This is a genomic window from Paenibacillus sp. JT31N17, assembly GCF_056269255.1.
The window spans coordinates 729,864-749,901 of sequence record NZ_JBWDNP010000001.1 but is presented as its reverse complement, the minus strand read 5'-3'; the positions used below and the strand labels follow the sequence as shown (position 1 = coordinate 749,901).

The window sequence follows — 20,038 nt, the reverse complement described above, 5'->3', positions numbered from 1 at the left end:
AGCTGCAGGGGAGTCCTAACGTTTTACGTGGGCGTAAGGAGCTTTATCCGATACAAGATTTAGAGCGATGCCATGCTCCAGAAAAGCCTTCAGACCGCATAGAACGATCGTAAACCCTTCCGTTGAATCCAAGGCTTGTTTTACGATATCATCGCCATCTCCCTCAAACCCTGTGTTTGTAATCGTGACGAAAGTTTCGTTCTCTGACTGAGGAGTAAAAATCCACTCGGCCGCGGTGCCTCCGAAGTCGATGAGAATCCGCTTGTTTTCCTTGATTTCTTTGACATCCACGTCAGTCGAAGCACCATACATCTCCCAGACCCACTGCACGCGTTTTCCCGCTTCCAGTCTCCCGCTGCCCTTGGTGAACCAAAACCTTGAAGTAATCGCCGGGTCGATAAATGCTTCAAACACCTCTTCAACCGGTTTTCTAATTAGCATTTCGGCCTTTACAGCCGGTACGTGATTCAAGGTTGTCATTATCATTTCCCCTTTCGAATTACAAGTTTTTTCTATCATAACATAGCATACCAACTCCAAAAAGACCTCCGCTTGAATCCTCGTTCAGCGAAGGCCTCTCTCCGTTCAACTGCTACACCAGCTCTCTTCTGATCACCTCTGCGATATCGTTCGCGTATGCCTCCACCTGATTCTTGTCCGGTCCTTCAACCATTACCCGAACCAGAGATTCCGTCCCCGAAGGACGAACCAGCACACGGCCATTGTCGCCCAGCTCCGTCTCTACCTTGCGGATCGCTTCCCTCACCGCGAGGCTGCCTTTCAGCCTGCTTTTGTCCGCTGCTTGAACATTCACGAGTATTTGCGGATATTTGCGCATGATTCCTTTCAATTCGCTGAGCTTGCGTCTGGTCTGAACGATCGTCTCCATCAAATGCAGGGCGGTTAGCATCCCGTCACCGGTTGTACTATGGTCCAGGAAAATGACATGTCCGGATTGCTCTCCGCCCAGATTGTAGCCGCCCCTTCGCATCTCTTCCATGACGTAGCGGTCGCCCACGGCTGTTTGCTTGCCTTTCAGTCCAGCTTTATCCAGGCCTTTGAGGAATCCCAAATTACTCATTACGGTCGTTACAATGGTGCTGTGATTCAGCTTGCCGGCTTCGTTCAAAGCACTCCCAAGAATACTGAGAATAAAATCCCCATCCAACACTTCGCCCTTATCATCTATAGTGACCAGTCGGTCGGCGTCTCCGTCAAAGGACAGTCCAAGATCAGCATTGCAGCTCAACACAACCGCCTGCAGCACCTCCGGATGAGTGGAGCCGCAATTCTCATTGATGTTATATCCATCCGGGCTTGCACCGATTGTGACAATCTCCGCCCCCAGTTCTCTGAACAGCTGCGGAGCGATCTCAAATGCAGCTCCGTTTGCACAATCCAGGACCACCCGCAAACCCTCGAACCGGCTTCCGATCGTCATCCTCAAGTAGTCGCCATACTGCCACTTCGCCTCAGGAAGCTCTGTTGCTCTGCCGATTGCCCTGCCTGTCGGACGCGGCAGCTCATCTGCCGCTGCGTCCATCAGACGCTCGATCTCAAGCTCCGTCTCGTCGGACAGCTTATAGCCATCGCCCGTAAAGTACTTGATCCCGTTATCCTGAAAAGGATTATGTGAAGCGGATACCATAATGCCTGCATCGGCTTTCAGCTGCCGCGTTAAATACGCCACACCCGGTGATGTAATGACGCCCAATTTGACCACGTCCACCCCAATGGACAGCAGTCCCGCAGTTAATGCAGCCTCCAGCATATGCCCGGAAATCCGGGTATCAAGCCCAATGACGACCTTCGGCGCGCTGGATTGCTTCGTCAGCACATAACCGCCGCAGCGGCCTATTTTAAAAGCCAACTCCGGGGTTAACACCCCGTTCGCCACAAACCGCACCCCGTCTGTTCCAAAATATTTTCCCATATTTGAATTCTCCTCTTTCATATCCTGAAGGATTGGAATAATGTTGTTCACTGTCTGCCCGCCAGGTTCTAAGGTTAAAAGGTATTCCCGGAATGAAGCCCCCGGTCATTTTGTTCAACCTATCATAGTGCAGCCAGTCTCTTCGTTCAATGGAGAAAGAATCATAACATAATGATAATATGAGGATATTATTGGGATTAGACGGAAGCCGGACGCCGGAATTAGTGAAAATACAAAAGAGATGACTCCTGAAACGCCCGGAAAGTCATCTCTATAAGTCTTCTCTTTGTCCTGATTGATCCGTTTTGTTTATGATCCGGTCATTGTCAGCAGCTTATAGATGACATTGGCTGCTTCAGCCCGGGTGGTGAACATGCCGGGAGCGAATTTTCCACCCCCGATTCCGTTCATGAGGCCGGAGCTGACTGCTGTACGGACATCCTTGGCCGCCCAGAGAGAGACGGAACCGGAATCGTCAAAAGATGACATCGTGTCACTTGTGACTTTGCCTGATCCGTATTCAAAAGCGCGAACGATCATGACGGCTATTTCTTCGCGGGTGATGCGTTCATTTGGGGCGAAAACCTCAGCAGATCTGCCTTGAATCAGCTTCGCATCGTAGGCGGCCGCAATTTCTTGCGCATACCACGCCTTATCGTCAACATCAACGAATGATACGGGGGTTGCCGGCTTCAAGCCAAGCGCGCGCGACAAAAGCGCCGCAAATTCCGCCCGGGACACCTCGATGCCCGGACCAAACTTCGTTGCTGAAACACCATTCACCACATGCTTGGCAGACAGCGTCCGGACCGCATTGAAGGCCCAATGGGCTGCAGGCAGGTCTTGGAATGCTTTATCGTATTCAAGCACGGCATAAGTGCTGAAATGGCTCAGCTTCACCTTGATCACTTTGCCGGCCCCGTCGACAGTTCCTCCTGCATATTCCCAGACTTTGTCGTTCTCGTTCAATAAATAAACGCCCAGCGTGCTTTCGTCCGCTTCGTCATCGTAAGGCAAGACCAGCTCAACCGGTTGTTCAAACACGGCAAGCTTTCTCGCTGCCCCGTCCTTCGTGACAATCGACAAGCCAAAATGATAGATTGTCCCGGCTGCTTTCAACGTTCCCATGCCTTCTTCCGTTCCGGCAAGCAAAGAAACTGCCTCCTCCTGCGAAGCCTGCTCAATCGTTATCGATATAGCGGCATCGCTTAACTCGCCGCCGCCGACCAGCTTCGTCAGCTCTTTCAGCACAACCGGGTCAATTGCGAGGGAGAACATCCCGCTTCTCAGCTCAAGCTTCTTTATTCCCGCGATGTCTGCAGTATTGGCCGGAAGCAATATTTCCTTGATTCCGTCTGCAATCTTGACAACGGTGCTGCCCTCTTCATCCGGCTTCATGCTTGCCTCTGTTACAGCTTGCTGATGTGCTTCATCTGATTGACCGCTTTTACCGTCAGCGGTAATTTCACTGCTAACCGGCGGCCTTGGAGGCGGATTTTGTTCGCCATTGCTGCCGTCGCTGCTGCCATTGCCGATGTTATTTCCGCTGCCGTCCGGGCTGCCTTGGCTATTGTCATTGCCTGCACCATCCTCATTGCTGTTACTACCGCTGGATCCATCGTTCCCGCTGTTGCTGCCGCTGGTCTCATCGTTCCCGCTGCTGCTTCCGTTATTGCCGCTGGTTCCTTCGTTTCCGTTGCTGCTGCCGTTACTGCCGCTGGATCCTTCGTTCCCGCTGCTGCTGCCGTTATCACCGCTGCTTCCATCGTTCCCGTTCCCATTGCCAATCGCGTCAACCGCTGCCGCAAGTTCCGTGTCCGGCGTATAATTCGAGGCTGCAAAACGGGAATCCACCAGGCGGATGCCTGTCAATTGAATCCGGTCGTTTCCGGGTGCCTTCGCTCTCAAAGTCACGTGGCCCAGATGGACGCTGCCGTTCTCTCCAGCCGACTTTCCAATTTTCGCAAAAGCAAATGTAACGATGCCGTCTGCCTGCAACTCCTTGAGCGGCGTTGCCTTGTAGCCGGCAAGGTCCGTGGTGGCCGCGACAAACTCCCACATCGCAGGGTCATATTCGAGCGTAAATTCGTACGCGATCAAGCCGCTTGCCCCGTCTACGTCGATATCGACTATCTTATTCCCGCCCACTGGTGTCAAATTCGTATCATCGCTTGTCAATGAAAACATCGGTGTAACCGCCGCTTGTGCGGATTGCGGATGCCATAGCGGAATTAGAACCAGCAGTAATAGAACCCCTATCATTTTACCTGTCATCCTTCACAACCTCCATAAAATGAAAGGGAGGGACGGCCCATGTCGCATCGAACCGCCCGCCCTCCCTGCCGCCAATATGACTAATCCAATATTTTACTTGCCAGCGCGGCCAAATCAATGACGTCAATCACGCCATCCTGATTGATATCCGCACCTTTATATGCATCCCAGTCAGGATCTGTCGATTGTTTGCCGTAATAGCCGATAAGTCTGCCCAGATCACCGACGCTGAAGCTTCCGTCTCCATTCAGATCTCCCAGCTGAATCACCGATTGGGCGAAAACGCCGACAGCTGCTTGAAGCGTCTCTACAGCCTGATCTACCTGCTGCTGATCGGCAGCAGCGCTTTCCTTGACAGACTGCGCTGCTTGGATTGCCGTCTGCAGCGCAGACTTGGCGCTTGCCGGATATTGGCCCGGCTGCGTTCCTTCAACGGCAGCTGCGAATGTGCTTTGCGCCGCCGTAATCAGCTCTGTCAGTATGGATTTGTCGGTTGTAGCAACATGAACAGAAAGCGCTGCCGCCTGAACCTGTGCTTCGGTTCCTTCGATATCGGAGATCACATTGTCCGTAATCGACAGGGTTGAATCGGCCGGCTCGGCAAGCGGTTTGGCTTTTAGGCTGAACGACAGCAGATCGCCATCTCCGCTTACCGCATCGGCAGCTTCGGGTCCGGCCAATATGAGATGGACAACTCCCGGAGCTTGAGTTTGGCCGATAACGCTGAATCCATCCTTCAATTCATTCACCGAAACGAACTCAAATACGTCAGGATTGTAGAGAAGCTTCAAATCTTCTGCAACAATCCGGCCCGCAACATCAGCAAGTCCGAACGTCAGCTCATAGGGCTGCCCTGCGGCAGCGGTCGGCTGTCCGGTCAATGTGGCTGATGCCGACAACTGCCCTTCCTCCGGATCAGTATCCGTAACGCCATAGGTGTACGTTACCTTATTGATCGTGCTGGTCCAATTGTCGCAGGCCGGGTCCCCGTAAGGGAATTCAATTTTCAAATATTTGATGCCGCCAGCCAGGCTGTCTGCCTTGATGCTGAGCGTATCATAACCCGACGAGGTGCTCAGGAAGGCCGGACTTACCGGAATATTGGTGAAATTCGTCCCATCGGCTGAGCCGTATACGGCAAAATCCACGGTTGCAGGCAATCCGGTCCAGGCGGTTACGTTAACATCGAACGAGCGGATGTCGCCATCCGGAGACTTGTAAACGATGTATTCCGGCTCCAGACTGTCGTCATTGGTGTGAATAATCCGGGTGCCGTCGCCGGCGTATTTGTCCAGCTGCCCGCCAAGCGAATTCCCGATATGTCCCGATTTGGCGTGAAGCTTGGACAAGTCTCCCGCTTCATCCGTAAATACCGCTGTCTCACCTTCTTCAGGCGGTACTGTCGTATCCCCGAAATACTTAAAGGAAGTATGGAGCAGTTGTTCCTTCCAGTTTTCCAGACCAGGGAATTCGATTTTCAGGTATCTGGTTCCCGCTGCCAGACCGCTGGCCGTATTGCTGAAGACGGAATATCCGTTTGCCCCGCCCGTGAGCGTGGTTTTCGTTGTTATTTTCGCAAAATTCTCGCCATCGGCCGAGCCGTAAATGGTGAATTGCGGTGTGCCCGAGAACAATCCCGTTGTAATATCGAAGGAATAGATGTCTCCGACCGGCGATTGATAGACAACATATTCCGGACTTGTTACGACGTCGTTGCTATGCGTCATTCTGCCGGAATCGTCGGCAAAATTCTCCGGGTGCCCGCTGGAATTAACGATATGCTCCGATTTTGCGAACAGCTTGGACAAGTCTTGCGCCGTATCCGTAAACGCCGTCAGCCCATCCGGTTCCGGATCCGTCTCATCCGGCAGAGAAAGACTCAGGTTGTGGTTCAACAAGTTTCCGAAGCCGGACGTATCTCTCCAGTTATCTCCTGTTCCATTCCACATCATCTGGCTTTCGCGGTTTCCGGCGTTATGACCGTCATCGTCGTTGACGCCCACATCCAGCCCCAGCGTAATATCGCGGGCCGGCGCAACCGCCAGACTGGACCAGGGAATAGCCATCTCCACCGTATAGCCTCCGGCGATATCTTTTTGTGCAAATTGAATATTCGCCAGATCGCCGATTATGGAAAGCTGGGTATCATGCCAGCCTAACGTGATCTGGTGATCCTTCGCATCATAAGCCGTGCCTTGATTATGGTCGGCATCCAGGTAGACCTCCACCGAATCGTCCTGGTAGCTGAGCGCCGAATCATTATGGAGGTCTGCATCCAGCACCTCAACGCCGACATACAGATTCTGAGTATCGCTGAGCGTACCGAATCTGACGCTGTTGTTGGACGGGCCGGTAATCGCTTTGGTTACCTGGCTTCTAAGCGCCCAATACGGTTCGTCAAGCGCGCCGTCCACCGTCAATGCGCCGGAGGGCTCCAGAGCAACAGCCGTATTCTTGCCGTCGTTCAAATAAAGGCTTCCGAATGCGGCGGTGCTGCGCCAGTTGTCCCCGTTGCCGCGCCACATTAATTGACTTTCGCGGGAACCGTTATTGTGGCCGTCATCGTCGTTATATGCGGCGTCGAAACCAATTACTGTATTGGCTGCAGGCGGTTCAATGCCCATGCCGCTCCAGGGGATGGCCATCTCCACCGTAAATCCGCCTTCGATATCATGCTGGGCGTACTGGATTCCGGCGATACCGCCGCCCACAGAGAGCTGCTGGTCATGCCAGCCCAAGGTGATTTGATGATCATCCGTACCGTACACCGCACTCCTGCTGTTATCGCCATCGACATATATTTCCACGGAATCGTCCTGATGGGTTTGTGCCGGGTCCGAATCGTTGACCAGATTGGCGTCCAGCACCTTCACTGCCACGTACAGCTTATCGGCATCCCACATTGTTCCGAACGTAATATTGTTGTCGGAGGTGCCGGTAATCCTTCTTTCCACCCGGTTATCGATGCTCCAGCCCGATTCCGTCAGCTCCCCGTCAATCGCGGGGGCAGCCGCCGTTTGGTCGGCAGTCGTCACTCCCGGAGACAGCGAGCCGTCCTCGACAGGATTGGAAGTCACGTTTACGACGGATTGCGATACGTTTCCGGCAGGATCCTTTGCCGCAACGGTAATCGCGTTCACTCCTTTAACGACCGGTACAACGGCAGTAAATGTACGGTCAGGCTTCAGTGTGACAGCAACTCCGTTAACGGTGACCGCGGCATCTTCATTTACGCTGCCGTTCAATACATAGCTGGTGCCTGTTGTCTCTCCGTCGGAAGGTACGCTCAACACCGGAGCATCGGGATCATACATCACCACGATTGTCGCAGGTACAGCCTGTTGGCCATAATCGTTGTAAGCCGACGCCGTAACGGTATTCTCGCCGACGCTCAAATTCAATTGTCTGCTGAACAGAGGCTGTGCCGAAGGATCGCCGGACTCCTCTGAAGTATTGGTATATACAATTTGCATGCTGTCTATATGGGGATCATAGTAAGCGGCTGCCGAGCTGGAAAGCCCGAATCCCTTGATCCGGCTCCACGCGACCGGCAGATCGGTGGCCTCGTTCGTTGCGGCATTGATATGCGGGGCCGCATCAAAATCGGAGAGCGGAACCGTCACTTTCACCCACTTCGCCCCGTAATCGGCCGCCGCGATATAATTCGACAGCGGAACTCTGGATTCCACAACCGTCCCGTTATTATCCGACTGCACAACCGCGGACAAGCTGTCCTCCCGGTTTTTGGTGTAAATCCAGAATTGAAGTCCGGCATCGGACGAACTGGCGGAGAAGTTCTCCAATGCGGCGCGGTTCGCAGCATCGACAAAATTGAATCCGACGCGGGCAAATCCCGGCGATAGCTTCAATCGCAATGATCTGGCTCCTTCGGCAGGCGCAAAGGTGGCGCTGTTGTCCCAAACGACCTGCGCGTTGGTGGTGAAGCCGCCTTGAGCGCTTGTGAGTCCGGTTGTCGTGGAGACATAATTGTCATCAATGATGGCCCGGATAATATCTCCTGCCTGATGGCCGCTCTCATGCCCGCCTGTGACAGGGTAGGTTGCTTCTGTCACCGTCTCGCCGTTATGCTGCTGCTTGATCGTTACCGCGGCGGAGCCGTTCGTCCTGCCCGAAACGGTAAAGGGGGTCTCCCTGACGTAAGTCAGGCTATCCTGATCCAGCGTCAGGCCCAAATAAGCCGGGTCATGCCGGATGATCAGCTGCACTGGGTCGCCTTCATTTCCGAGTTCATCCGTGGCGACTGCCGTAATCGTATTGCTGCCAGGCTGCAGGGCAACCGTCGTGCTGAAGCTCAGATCGGCCGCAATAGCTGCCGGCTGCCCGTTGATCAGCAGTGTACCTGCTTCATCCAGGCGGCCGGAAACCGTAAACTGCGAACTGCGCACCGCGTAATCGGCATCAGGCGTGGATGTACTGGCCGATTGATCGAACGTAATATGCGGTGGTGAAGTATCCGAATTGGTGGTCACGATAACGGATACGCTTTTCGCCGGCAGATTGATTGCCGAAGCCGTTCCGTTCTGGATATTTCTCAGACCGGCAAGCTTCATATCCTGTCCGAGCGGGATATCCGAGGTGAGCTGATGAACGCTTGCGGTTGTTCCAGTCAGACCCTTCACATTCACCGTCTTGGATTCACCAGTCGGGTTAACGAGCATGGCAACAGTGGAATCGCCGTCCACAAAAGCGACCGCATCCATCCATACCGCATCCGACGTAGTGAGTCCGGAAGCAGGATCTGCGCTGACCCGTCTTACTTTGGAGCCGACGGGAACATTATTGAAAACATTGCTCAGCGCATAGAATGCTTTCGATTTCGTTACGGTATATCCGTCTCCGTCAAGCAGCACCTCGCCGACATCGGTCGGATGCCGTCCGTTGGCCCAGCCCAGCCACCAGAACCAGTAATTGTTCCCGATCAGCGCCATATCGCCGGCAAGACGCTGGGCAGCGTTGATCGCCATATCCATTTCGGATATGCCGCTTATCAGCGTGCTGTACTCCGTTTGCCATTTATCCTTCTCCGGGAAAAGATCAACAACCTGCTTATAGGCCTGGTACACGCCGTCGTTATCGTAGCCTTTGGCAAAATAACTGTGCGATGCCAGCCCGTCAATGGCCTCATTCAATTCCGGATCCTGATTGAGCGCAGAAAAATTCTGACCGATCAGCAGCTCATTCTCGTGATAGGCTGCACCCTCCGGACCGAGAATTTGAACGTCGGCGAGTCCGGCTGCATCCAGCTTGGAGCGCAGCAGCTTGGCTACGCGCTGGTACTGGGTTCCGTTGTCGCCTCCCCAGTAGCACCACTCGCTGATGATTTGCGACAAGGGCTCATTCTGAAAGCTTATCGCTTTGGGCACACTTGCTCCCTTATCCGTCAGCCAATGAATCGCATCGACAAGATAAGTGGTGTATGCGCTTTCTTTATCAGTACGAAGCCTCACATGCTCGCTGCCTGTCCACCCGTTTACAGTCGGAAGCGTTTTCATTCCAATCGGAGGAGACCAGACCGAGATGATATAATCATGCATTCCTTTTGTTTCGCCGACATGGACGAGATCATAAATTTCCTGCATTTTCGCATCGATCAAATTCCCGTTTCCGTCGCCGGTAACGGCGGGGATCATTACCCTGAACATCGTGGCTCCCAAATCATTGAACAGCGCCTGCTGCGCTCCGGTCTTATCAATAAAACTCCGGTTCCAGTCCGCTCGGTTCCAGGACGGGAATATCCCCCACCCCTTAACTGTCTGCTGATCGACATCCGAAATGTTGACGTCGTATACTGGCTGTGCCGCGTCTGCACTGGCATGCCGGAAAGGTACGAGCGACAACAATATCGCGATTGAGATCGCCATACTGACCGTCTTCATTAACGTCTTCTTCATGAACATTCTTCCCCCGTTTCCTGCAAATGGTCTGACAACTATCATTGTAGATGCTTCGTTGTCCGCAAAACATAAAATAATCTATGCCGACGTTCAAATTTCTCTCTATTTTCATAGAATGCTATTCTTGGTGAAGGCAATCGAATATAAAAAAAGGCCATTCCAGTATAAGATTGAAAAAATTGGAGGTCATCCGTTCCAGGAGGATATGAAAAAGACCTTAGAGCGGTGAAGCGCTCTAAGGTCAATCAAATGTTTTTTTGCGTTTACGCCTTTAATATAGCCTCTATCGAACCGAGAACATCGGCCGACAAGACAACATCGGAAGCGGCGCAGTTCTCAATGACCTGCTCGGGGCGACTCGCACCCACAAGCGCGCTGGCCACATTGTCCTGCTGCAAGATCCAGGCAAGCGCCAATTGGGAAATCTTGATGCCAAGCTCGCCTGCGATTTTTTCCAGCTCCTCGACCTGGATCAGCTGGCTTTCCTTGAGGCGTTCCTCGCCCCAGCTTTTGCTGGCCGCGCGGCTATCGGATGGAATGGATTGCCCTCTCCGGTATTTGCCCGTAAGTACGCCTTGAGCCAGTGGTGAGAAAACGACCTGGCTGATCCCTTTTTCAATACCGGTCGGGATGACTTCCTTTTCAATGTAACGGTTGAACATATTGTATATCGGCTGGTTGACGACGATCCGGTCCAGCAGGTATTTGTCGGCAATAGCCAGAGCTTCGACCATCTGCGCCGCCGTCCATTCGCTTACGCCTACATACAGTACTTTACCTTGTGTAACCAGGTCGTCCAACGCGCGAAGCGTTTCTTCCAGCGGAGTTTCGGTATCAAATCTATGGCAATAATAGAGATCCACATAATCGGTTTGCAGGCGTTTCAAGCTGGCGTGGCATTGCTCAAAGATATGCTTGCGGGATAATCCGCGGTCATTCGGGCCATCGCCCATCTGCCCAAATACTTTCGTAGCCAGCACATAGGATTCGCGCGGATAAGCTTTAAGCACTTCGCCCATGACCTTTTCCGCTTCGCCGCGTTCATACACATTGGCGGTATCAAAGAAATTTACACCGAGATCATAAGCTTGTTCGATCGATCGAATTGATTTTTCATTTTCCACATATCCGCCGTAAGTCATCCAGCTGCCGAGGCTTATCTCGCTTACCTTTAACCCGCTTTTCCCCAATTTCCGGTATTTCAAGAAAAACACCTCCAGATAATTTTCGAATCCTTTTGCATAGTATCCATCCCTCGATAGTATAGAATAGAATCCTGCTTCTGGTAAGTACTGAAATGCTTTAGCGTAAGTTACCTAAAGGTTAGTGAGAACGCATTCAGACTAGTTTTCAGGCGCAAGGGCTTTCCAGTAATCCCATGCTTGCAGGTACTCCTTCAGGTCATGCGGATGGTGTTTCAAACAGACTCCGATACGGCAATAAAGCTGGATAATCACCTCTTCAATAAGGCCCGATCTTTCTATTTGTCTATGATTCAGCAGCTCGAATGCAGGCAGCAGAGTCTCCAGGTTCAAATCATCCGGCGAGGAGCAAAAAGCAAAAATAAAATCATAGATTACAGGTCCGGCAATCGGGGATGGATCGATAACCCCAGTCAATGCATTCCTATGAAACACGAAATTATGCACGCCACAATCACCGTGAAGCAGGAACCGTTGTCCATCCTCACCTTCCGCAATATTCCCAACCAAAGCCTTCACTTGATTATAATCCTCAATCGGCAGCAGGTTTCCAATAGCAGTCCGGGCATATTCCACGCCTTTATCTATAAAATCCCGCCAGGTCAAACAAGGATCCTCCAGCCAGAAGCCCCATCCTTTCATTTGCAGATTGTTCTCATAATGATTAAGTAGACCGTTGATTAATATTGTCAGCCAGTTTAATTTTGCTCCTCTTTCATAATGCGTCGTACCCTCGATGTAGGTATAGACAATATAGTCTTTAGCAGGATCGGTGTAGAGAAGTTTAGGAAGCAGCGGGCTGCTCCGGTAGGTTTGGAATAATTGTTCAACCGGGATGATTTGCTGTGGAAGATCAAGCTTCAACACATATTTAGTCACCTTATTTGCTGTGAGCATATAGACAAGCCCCTCCGTTGTTCCAGCCACAATGTTGGCAGCATAGAGAGTGTTATCTATCACACCCTTTTTAATGAGATCACTGATGATGCCAGAGGTATCTTTCATTGGGTCTCCTTATTCCGCATTTATTGGAGCCTGCAGCTGATCATTTGTTTATTCCAGAATGCGATAATTATTTTTGATATAGTTATAGCCCGAATACAGGGTAAGGATTAACGCGGCGTACATAAGGATCTGGTCTATGGGAATGTCTGTGAAAAAGCTGAATGGACGGTTATTCAACAATACAGCTGCAATGGCTGCGACTTGAAATACCATCTTTATTTTCCCGTATTGATCCGCCTGCAGAGCGATCTTCCGGGAGGAGGCCACAATCCGGATTCCGTTAATTATAATCTCCCTCGCTATAATCGCAAACGCAATCCAGGAATAAACCAGATGCTGGCTGACCATCAGGATCAAAGCTGCCGAGATGAGCAGCTTGTCCGCCAAAGGATCCAATAGCTTTCCGAGGTTGGTGATCTGATTATATTTTCTGGCAATATGCCCATCCAGCTTATCCGTTGCCGAGGCGAGTATAAATACGGCTGAGGCATAATATAACCCATAGGAATCAATATGCTGGATGAAATCCGCTTTTTGGGCAAGCCAATCCGGATACAAGGGAAAAAACAAGATAAAAACAGGAATTAATAAAATTCTGGCAATCGTAATTTTATTGGCTGTATTCATAGGATTCCTCCTTGGAGCGCTTATTTGCAAATGGGTGTCAAATCAGTGTTCAATCATGCGTTCTTCCGTTGAAATCATGAATGGCGGATCTAATTTCCTGTATTTTACCACATGCAGGTTTTAAAATGTATTCCATACCTGTCGTCGGATTCCTGCGCCATCCCTTCAAAATAAAACAATTGACTTCTGTCCATTACACTAATATTATTATAAATAAATATATTTTAAATAACATTACCGATATGGAGGAGAGTTTTAGGATGGATACTTTATCAATCGTACTGCAGATCGTTCTGGCATTGGGTTTTCTCATGTTTGGTTTTATGAAATTTGGTTCGAAGCAAATGGTGGATGAATTCGCACGCTATCAGCTGTCGTCCGGATTCCGTGTATTTACGGGGCTGGTTGAGGTTGCAGGCGCGGCGCTGATGATTATCGGCATCTGGTACGATCAGATCGCTGCGATAGGCGGACTGGTTCTGGCCGTCACGATGATCGGTGCAATTATTACCCATCTGCGCGTTAAGGATCCTGCGTCCAAAACAGGAATGCCCATTATTTTGCTCATTCTCGCACTTGTGGTATTATTTTTAAATTGGGGTGCTTTATTCGGCTAATCGAAGCTTAATTTGCCCCTTTAGCTCCTGGCAGAGGCGGTGTACGAAATGAATCAAAGCGGTAAGCAAACTGAGCTTGACCTGCGGTTGCTTCGGGTATTAATGAATTCATCAAAATCCTTGTTCGAATTAATAAAGTCTGACGTCAACAACTATGGTCTTGATCTCGATACGTTTCAAATACTGGAATTTCTTTATAATAAAGGCCCTCATCCCATTCAAAAAATAGGCGAGAAGTTCGCAATTCCAAGCGGCAGTGTAACTTATGTAGTCGATAAGCTTGAGAAAAAAGGCCTCATCCGCAGAGAGCCAAGTCCATGTGACCGAAGAGTCATCATTGCCAAGCTGACGGATGCCGGGCAGTCTCTATTCGATGATATCTTTCCCAGACATACAGATTCAATTGCCAACGTGTTCTCGGTCTTGACGGGTGAGGAAAAACATCAGCTGACCGAATTGCTGAAAAAAATGGGCCTTAACGCCGCGGATAAGCTATCCGGATAGCAGGCAGCTGCTATCAGGATTCCTGTCATGACCGATGAACCCGTATATTGTCCTTTTTACCGGTGCTATTGCCGAAAAATGCCGGGCAGGACGGAAGCTCGCGGATGCGCGCTCTTCGTCCTGCCCGGCATTTTGTATCTCATCGTACAATTCCGATATGCTGCTTGCCTTCGCTTATTTCACTCCAATCCGCGCCAGCCGGCGCCAACCGCTGTCTCTTCCCACTTGCTGCGAATAGACTGGAACTGATTCTCCGGCAATTCCCCCCGCCTGGCAAGAGCTGCATTCACAGCCCACCGTGCAGGATTGACGGTACCGACAATAGCGGTATGAACGCCGGGTACAGACAGCGTGAACCGAAGCGCGGCTCCAATGGATTCCTGCTCATCCGCTTCGAGAAAGTCATAGTCCAGCTGCCGCATCCGCTCCCAGTAGGCGTGAAGATACGGATTATCCGGCTGATTGGCGAATTTCCATACGGCATTGGCAATCGGCCTTTTGGCGGTAACGCCGAGACCGCGTTTCAACGCTTCCGGAATGGTCAGCTGGACCGCTTCCTGATCTGCGATATTGACCGAGGTCATGAGCGAGTCAAACGCGCCGCACTTGACGGCATACAAAGCGGCATCCTGGTCTCCGCTGTAGCCCATATACCTGATTTTCCCTTTCTCCTTTGCCCGCTGCAGCACTTCGATCACTTCACCGCTGCGCAGCAGCTCCTCCGAGCAGGTATGCAGATGGATCAAATCGATGTAGTCTGTCCGCAGACGCCGAAGGCTCCGGTCAATGCTGAGCTCCAGCAGCTTCGGGTCCCAATGCGGGAGGTCGAAGCCGCTGCTGTGGCCGCATTTTGTAAACAAGTAATAATCCCCGCGCCTGTGCGACACCGCGCTGCCAATAAGCTCTTCGCTGTTATTGTAGCATTCCGCCGTATCGATCACGTTCAAGCCCGAATCGAGCGCGATGCCCAGCAGCTTCCCCACCTGTTCGACGGTTGCTCCAGGCGATCCCCGCTCAGGACCGCCCAGCCCGCCGATCTCGCCGCCGCCGAATCCGAGCACGCTGACGTCCATGTCCGTATTGCCGTATCTTCTCTTCTCCATGACGGATTCACCCCTCTTCCATGCCGATATATGCGATCAACAAGAAGAAACGGCTTCGCCGTCCTATGGCGGCAAAGCTAGTTTCTTCCCTCCGAAATAGAAGCAAAGTACAGAGGAATTTTAACCTTTCTTATATTTGCAAAACACCTTACTTGTCGTTTTCCAGCAGCTCCAGCACGACTTTCAAATCCTCATTGGCATCGATATATGCATATCTGCCCCCGGTATACTCGCCTTTTTGCAGAAGCGGCATATTATTTCTCTCCAGCACAAGTATCTTTTCCTTCATTCCTTCCACCACAAAAGCAATATGATGAACGCCTTCCCCGTTCTGATCCAGGTCGTTCCTCCACGTGCTCGGCTCAAGATCCGGCTGAATCAGCTCAAGCTCAAGGGATGGACCCACCTTGAAAAAACAAAGTCTCGACCGGGCCTGCGACGGTTTGCCCAAGTACTCCGTCTGCGCTTCCTCATACGTCCCTGTTGTAACGAAACGGGGTTCGATTCCCAGAAATTTGGAATAGGCCGCTGCCGTCTTCTCGATATCATGCACCAGAATACCGATTTGTGTCACCGTGTTTGTTCCGATAAGTGGATTTCCCATAATAAGCTCAGTCTCCTTTTATTGGTCTTATTCAAGATCCGATGATTAATAAGCGCCAAAATCCGGTGAATCCAAAAACTTTCAGACGCTTGCCCGTCAATGGACTTATGATTGCGCGCCGGGCTTGATATTGAGAATGACGCCAAGCTCCTTCACGCTGTCCATAAACGTATAGTTGCCCCCCGGGTATTCGCCGTAATGTCTGATCGGGACGCCCTTGCGGGCAAAATATTCGATGACCTTCTCCCGGTCGCTGACCGTAAACCCGATATGGTGCACCCCTTCGCCGTTCGTCTCCAGAAATTCCTTCCAGGAGCTTGGTTCATCGTCAGGCTCGGTCAGCTCAAGCACGATTTGACCCAAATCAATGACGGCCAATTTAGCGCGGGTCTTGGTCGGGTTGCCTCTATACTGCGTGTGCGATTCTTCCTCCGGCAGCGTGCTGAAAATTTGCGGCACCTCTATGCCGAACAGCTCGGCATAGTTGGCGGCTGTCCGCTCGATATCCTTCACGACCAGCGCAATCTGGCATACGGCATCTTTATTGATGATTCCCATGTCAATTCCTCCTCGTCTTGCAGTGCTCCATACTTGATAGTCCGATAACGTGCGCTGTGCCGCTTCAATAGAATGGCTTGTTTCCCTTGACTAGCACCACTCCGGCACTTCCGGGTTGGCGTACTCCCGGTAGCGATCCTTCACTTTGCCTGCCTCCACATCTCCCAGATGCAGATAGATGCGCTGCCGGAACCCGAGCGAATCGCCCGATGGAAGGGTATGGCCGCCCCAGAAATGAAAGTTTGAGGGTGTGAATGCACCCGCATCCCGCACAAACCATTTGGTCGAGAACGCCCGGTAATCCGGGTGGACCATTATGGCGATTCCGCCGTTGAAAAATCCTTTGTCCGGTATGCCGTTATTCCAGGACACATTGAGAATGCTGCCGCTGTAATCCACCCAATCCGCCTCGGTGCCGAAAATCTCCCCTTCGCCTTTCTTGCCGGTCGAGGAAGTTATAGTACCCGACAGGAAGGCGCACATTTGCTCATTGACACGGATGAAAGGAAATCCGCCCTCCTTGGTCGGCCCGAATACGACCGTACCGTCGGTTGCAAGGAGCTCGCTGTGCACATCGACATACCGCTGCTCCGGAGGAAGATTGAAGATACGCATCGTCCTGACCTCCTGCAGCAGCCGCTCGCCTTTATTGGACAGCCAGTCAATGCAGACTGACAGCTGACCGAATACCGGCCCTCCCGTCAGATGCAGGAAACGGCTGTGGGATTGCCTGCCTTCCTTGGCAAATTCATGGTAGGCCTGGTGGCCGTTCACCTGGTCATGGCCCCACCACAAGCCATGATGATGCAGATGATCGTCGGGAGCGTCCTGAATCAGCGTCTTCGCATGTGGTCCGATCATCGGGTAGAAATAAGGCTTCATCATATCCCGGGAATACAGATACCGCGTAAATAATTTGCCTTCGATCCGCACCATGACCCTGGCATTCTCCGGCTGATGGTCCAGATAGACGCCTTTTTTCCGGGATAGGGGCTCATCCGCGTCATCCGGCTCCTCATGCCGTTCAAGCTGGAAGAGATGCCCGTCTGTTCCCGCATCCGGGACATTCTGCACCAATACAAACAGAGAGCGGCGCGGCGTCAGCGTCTCCGCATTTCCGTCGAGGCCGAAGCCTGACAGCTGGCAGGGGAGCGAGAAGCCGCCTGCGCTTGCAACGGCTGAGAGCGCTCCTCCTTCACCCTGCCATTGCAGCAGCTTCTCATAATCGTTCTCTTCCAGAGGAATTTCCAATACGGTCGGCTGCATCGCAAGCTCCGCGCCGCTCAGTACAAACCGGTATTCCAGTCCGGATTCGGTCGTGCCGTTCACGGGATTCATTTGTAAAGTCCCTCCTTGTCTCATCGATTGGTTCCGTTATGCGCGGCCATCGCCTGATTGGGCATAATCGCTGCCGAGTGTGATCGCATTCTGCGCGAACCCGGTTACTGAATTTTTCTTCTCATAATAATGCGGCGCATTGGCCAGAATGCCTTCCCTTGTATAGAACAGGCTGTCCGGACCAAGCGGCAGGGAAACCGTCTGGCCTGTCGATGCCGCCTGATAAATCGCCGTAATCAGCTCCAGCGTTTTCCGCCCTTCATGCCCGTCAACCAGCACTTCATGCGTCCCGTTCCCGATTGCCGTAAAGATGTTGTCGATCTGACCTGCGTGACCTCTGTAAGCAAGCTCCGGTATCGCCTGGTAGAACCGTTCGATCTGCTGCTCGAGCTCTTCGTTTCTCACCGGGAATCCGTTCTCCTTTGACAACGAGGCATACAGCTTCCACGGCGCCGACACCCGGGCCTTCTCCGTCTGGAAAATCAGCTGCTGCTCCTGTCCGTGATGCACGACGGAGCTGGTGATTTGTCCCAGTGCCCCGTTCGGATAGGTGAGGATGGCGATCGACAGATCCTCCACCTCGGCATTGTCATGGGAGGTATTGCTCATGACGGCCTGTACCTTCTCCGGCATCCCCATCATCCACTGGAACATGTCGATGTGATGAACCGCATGGTTGAGTGTGCAGCCGCCGCCCTCCTTCTCCCACGTCCCTCTCCACCATAGATCGTAATAGACGTAACCTCTCCACCAATACGATTCGATCTGCGCATGCACGACCTTGCCCAGCATTCCCGAATCCAGCACCTGCTTCAGCTTCTGTATGGAATCATTGAAGCGGTTCTGGCCGACGACAGACAGAATCTTCCCGGATTTCCGGGCCGCCTCAAGCATCCGGTCGCATTCCTCCAGCGACGAAGCCATCGGCTTCTCCACCAGAACATGCTTGCCGGCTTCAAGCGCATCTATCGTAATGTCGGCATGGGTATACGGCGGCGTGCAGATTGAAACCATGTCGATATCCGGGCTTTTCAGCAGCTCCTTGTAATCGCTCTCAACTCTGCAAACAAGACCGTACTTTTCTCCAAGCGCCTGCGCTTTTTGAGGATAGATATCGCTTAAAGCAACGATCTCACAGCGGTCGCCAAGCGATATATAAGCCTTCAAATGTGTCTCGGCTATCCCGCCAACTCCGATTACGGCTATGCGAATCATCAGCTCAACCCCCTTTTCTTGTCAATATTTGCTTGATTAAAAAACGTATTCTCCCTTATGTGTTAATTATAAAGAAGTCAGGCATGATTACTCGCCAGTCCTTGTTTGATTATGGACATAATTTGCTGTATCAGGAACGTAAAATGCACAAAAACTCCATATCCGGCATGGCAGAGGAAGCTGTTCAAGCTTTCGGATATGGAGGTCGGAGCCCGGTTAATGATATAAGGTTTTGCGCAGATGGGAAGGTGAGTATCCCTTGGCCAGCCGGAAAAAACGGTTGAAGGTTCTGACGCTGTTGAAGCCGCACTCATACGCAATTTCGGCAATCGGCATTTCGTCGCTGATAATCATGTCCTTCGCTTTATTGATCCTGAGTATGTTCTGATAGGTTTTGAGATTCATTCCCATAACCTTATTGAATATCCGCGAATAATAATACGGACTGACGTTCATTTTACCGGCGATTTCATCCAGCGATATATGGTTCATGTAGTTTTCTTCAATAAATAGGAGTGAATCCTTGATCAGCTGAATGCTGGGAGAGCTTTGCTCCAATTTCAGATCGCCATCCTGTCTGGGTAGATGCCTGAGAAAAAGGCCGCACAGCTCCAGAAACTTCCCCTGGATATAAAGCTTGTAGTAATCCTCCTGCCGCGTCACTTCATTATAGAGACAATGAAAGAGCGCCGCGATCTCATCGTACAGCTTCTGACCCTGGTCTCCCGTTTGCAAAATGGACTTTTTCTCGATAAACGGGCATAACATATTTTTTTGCCAGGTCCCCTGATTGTCGATGCTGTCGGGTAAGAATTTGATCAGAATGACGGAGTTAGCGCTTTCAGAAGTATAATAATGCATGCTGTTGCTGCCGCAAATGGCGATATCCCCTGCGTGCAGAGTCCGTCTCTCCGTATCGATTCCCACTTGAAGCGAGCCTTCCAGAACCAGCATGAATTCGACATCGACATGCCAGTGCGCCAGAAAATTTAAGTTTTGCATCTTGATGGCATTCAAAGGAATTAATTCGTAGCTGCTTTGATTTTCATAGATTGCTTTCATACACCCTCATCCTCAGTAAACAATTTGGATTTGCTTTACCAAAAAATGATCATGCGTGCATTCCACTGTTGAAAATCTCTG

Annotated in this window: 15 protein-coding genes; 2 read left to right on the top strand and 13 right to left on the bottom strand. The window is 51.5% G+C overall.

The window, feature by feature from the left end:
* Positions 1-15 precede the first annotated feature (15 nt).
* The 7 genes from AC0YOB_RS03185 to pgsA all read right to left on the bottom strand — a co-directional run bounded on the left by AC0YOB_RS03185 (position 16) and on the right by pgsA (position 12,956).
* A complete protein-coding gene (locus AC0YOB_RS03185) occupies positions 16-480 on the bottom strand; it encodes an SRPBCC family protein (RefSeq protein ID WP_475791517.1) in 465 nt (154 codons plus the stop codon).
* A 112-nt stretch (positions 481-592) separates the two neighbouring features.
* Entirely contained in the window at positions 593-1,933 is a 1,341-nt protein-coding gene (glmM, locus tag AC0YOB_RS03180; RefSeq protein WP_475791516.1) for a phosphoglucosamine mutase, read from the bottom strand.
* A gap of 309 nt (positions 1,934-2,242) precedes the next feature.
* The gene (locus AC0YOB_RS03175; protein WP_475791515.1) at positions 2,243-4,207 is read right to left on the bottom strand and encodes an S-layer homology domain-containing protein; all 1,965 of its coding nucleotides are present in this window, start codon (positions 4,205-4,207) and stop codon (positions 2,243-2,245) included.
* A gap of 80 nt (positions 4,208-4,287) precedes the next feature.
* Positions 4,288-10,119 (bottom strand): sugar-binding protein, encoded by a 5,832-nt coding sequence (locus tag AC0YOB_RS03170; protein ID WP_475791514.1) that lies wholly within the window; start codon positions 10,117-10,119, stop codon positions 4,288-4,290.
* Between the two features lie 266 nt (positions 10,120-10,385).
* Positions 10,386-11,327 (bottom strand): aldo/keto reductase family protein, encoded by a 942-nt coding sequence (locus AC0YOB_RS03165; protein ID WP_475791513.1) that lies wholly within the window; start codon positions 11,325-11,327, stop codon positions 10,386-10,388.
* Between the two features lie 138 nt (positions 11,328-11,465).
* Complete coding sequence (locus AC0YOB_RS03160) at positions 11,466-12,329, bottom strand: phosphotransferase (RefSeq protein ID WP_475791512.1); 864 nt, start codon at positions 12,327-12,329, stop codon at positions 11,466-11,468.
* Between the two features lie 48 nt (positions 12,330-12,377).
* The gene (gene pgsA, locus AC0YOB_RS03155) at positions 12,378-12,956 is read right to left on the bottom strand and encodes a CDP-diacylglycerol--glycerol-3-phosphate 3-phosphatidyltransferase (RefSeq protein WP_210043834.1); all 579 of its coding nucleotides are present in this window, start codon (positions 12,954-12,956) and stop codon (positions 12,378-12,380) included.
* A 260-nt stretch (positions 12,957-13,216) separates the two neighbouring features.
* Here pgsA and AC0YOB_RS03150 point away from each other — a divergent pair, with 260 nt between their 5' ends.
* Together AC0YOB_RS03150 and AC0YOB_RS03145 are read left to right on the top strand one after the other, a co-directional pair.
* The gene (locus AC0YOB_RS03150; RefSeq protein ID WP_475791511.1) at positions 13,217-13,573 is read left to right on the top strand and encodes a DoxX family protein; all 357 of its coding nucleotides are present in this window, start codon (positions 13,217-13,219) and stop codon (positions 13,571-13,573) included.
* A gap of 48 nt (positions 13,574-13,621) precedes the next feature.
* Positions 13,622-14,077, top strand: coding sequence for a MarR family winged helix-turn-helix transcriptional regulator (locus AC0YOB_RS03145; protein WP_475791510.1), 456 nt, complete (start codon positions 13,622-13,624; stop codon positions 14,075-14,077).
* Between the two features lie 179 nt (positions 14,078-14,256).
* Here the strand turns inward: AC0YOB_RS03145 and AC0YOB_RS03140 are convergent, their stop codons facing one another.
* From AC0YOB_RS03140 to AC0YOB_RS03115, 6 genes are all read right to left on the bottom strand, one after another.
* Positions 14,257-15,180: an aldo/keto reductase gene (locus AC0YOB_RS03140; protein WP_475791509.1), complete on the bottom strand. Its 924-nt coding sequence runs from the start codon at positions 15,178-15,180 to the stop codon at positions 14,257-14,259.
* A gap of 148 nt (positions 15,181-15,328) precedes the next feature.
* On the bottom strand, positions 15,329-15,784 hold the full coding sequence (locus AC0YOB_RS03135) for a VOC family protein (protein WP_210043838.1): 456 nt from the start codon (positions 15,782-15,784) through the stop codon (positions 15,329-15,331).
* Positions 15,785-15,889: 105 nt separating this feature from the next.
* Positions 15,890-16,342 (bottom strand): VOC family protein, encoded by a 453-nt coding sequence (locus AC0YOB_RS03130; protein ID WP_475785243.1) that lies wholly within the window; start codon positions 16,340-16,342, stop codon positions 15,890-15,892.
* Between the two features lie 90 nt (positions 16,343-16,432).
* Positions 16,433-17,680, bottom strand: coding sequence for a DUF6807 domain-containing protein (locus AC0YOB_RS03125; protein ID WP_475791508.1), 1,248 nt, complete (start codon positions 17,678-17,680; stop codon positions 16,433-16,435).
* A gap of 36 nt (positions 17,681-17,716) precedes the next feature.
* The gene (locus tag AC0YOB_RS03120; protein WP_475791507.1) at positions 17,717-18,895 is read right to left on the bottom strand and encodes a Gfo/Idh/MocA family protein; all 1,179 of its coding nucleotides are present in this window, start codon (positions 18,893-18,895) and stop codon (positions 17,717-17,719) included.
* 216 nt (positions 18,896-19,111) lie between these two features.
* Positions 19,112-19,957, bottom strand: a complete 846-nt coding sequence (locus AC0YOB_RS03115; protein WP_475791506.1) for an AraC family transcriptional regulator — start codon at positions 19,955-19,957, stop codon at positions 19,112-19,114.
* Between the last annotated feature and the right edge of the window lie 81 nt (positions 19,958-20,038).

Bases quoted from the DNA above. Each gene is read 5' to 3' on its own strand.
- AC0YOB_RS03145 (WP_475791510.1), top strand. From the start codon at position 13,622: ATGAATCAAAGCGGTAAGCAAACTGAGCTTGACCTGCGGTTGCTTCGG.
- AC0YOB_RS03115 (WP_475791506.1), bottom strand. From the start codon at position 19,957: ATGAAAGCAATCTATGAAAATCAAAGCAGCTACGAATTAATTCCTTTG.
- AC0YOB_RS03140 (WP_475791509.1), bottom strand. From the start codon at position 15,180: ATGGAGAAGAGAAGATACGGCAATACGGACATGGACGTCAGCGTGCTC.
- AC0YOB_RS03150 (WP_475791511.1), top strand. From the start codon at position 13,217: ATGGATACTTTATCAATCGTACTGCAGATCGTTCTGGCATTGGGTTTT.
- AC0YOB_RS03170 (WP_475791514.1), bottom strand. From the start codon at position 10,119: ATGAAGAAGACGTTAATGAAGACGGTCAGTATGGCGATCTCAATCGCG.
- AC0YOB_RS03125 (WP_475791508.1), bottom strand. From the start codon at position 17,680: ATGAATCCCGTGAACGGCACGACCGAATCCGGACTGGAATACCGGTTT.
- AC0YOB_RS03130 (WP_475785243.1), bottom strand. From the start codon at position 16,342: ATGGGAATCATCAATAAAGATGCCGTATGCCAGATTGCGCTGGTCGTG.
- AC0YOB_RS03175 (WP_475791515.1), bottom strand. From the start codon at position 4,207: ATGACAGGTAAAATGATAGGGGTTCTATTACTGCTGGTTCTAATTCCG.
- pgsA (WP_210043834.1), bottom strand. From the start codon at position 12,956: ATGAATACAGCCAATAAAATTACGATTGCCAGAATTTTATTAATTCCT.
- AC0YOB_RS03185 (WP_475791517.1), bottom strand. From the start codon at position 480: ATGACAACCTTGAATCACGTACCGGCTGTAAAGGCCGAAATGCTAATT.
- glmM (WP_475791516.1), bottom strand. From the start codon at position 1,933: ATGGGAAAATATTTTGGAACAGACGGGGTGCGGTTTGTGGCGAACGGG.
- AC0YOB_RS03120 (WP_475791507.1), bottom strand. From the start codon at position 18,895: ATGATTCGCATAGCCGTAATCGGAGTTGGCGGGATAGCCGAGACACAT.
- AC0YOB_RS03135 (WP_210043838.1), bottom strand. From the start codon at position 15,784: ATGGGAAATCCACTTATCGGAACAAACACGGTGACACAAATCGGTATT.
- AC0YOB_RS03160 (WP_475791512.1), bottom strand. From the start codon at position 12,329: ATGAAAGATACCTCTGGCATCATCAGTGATCTCATTAAAAAGGGTGTG.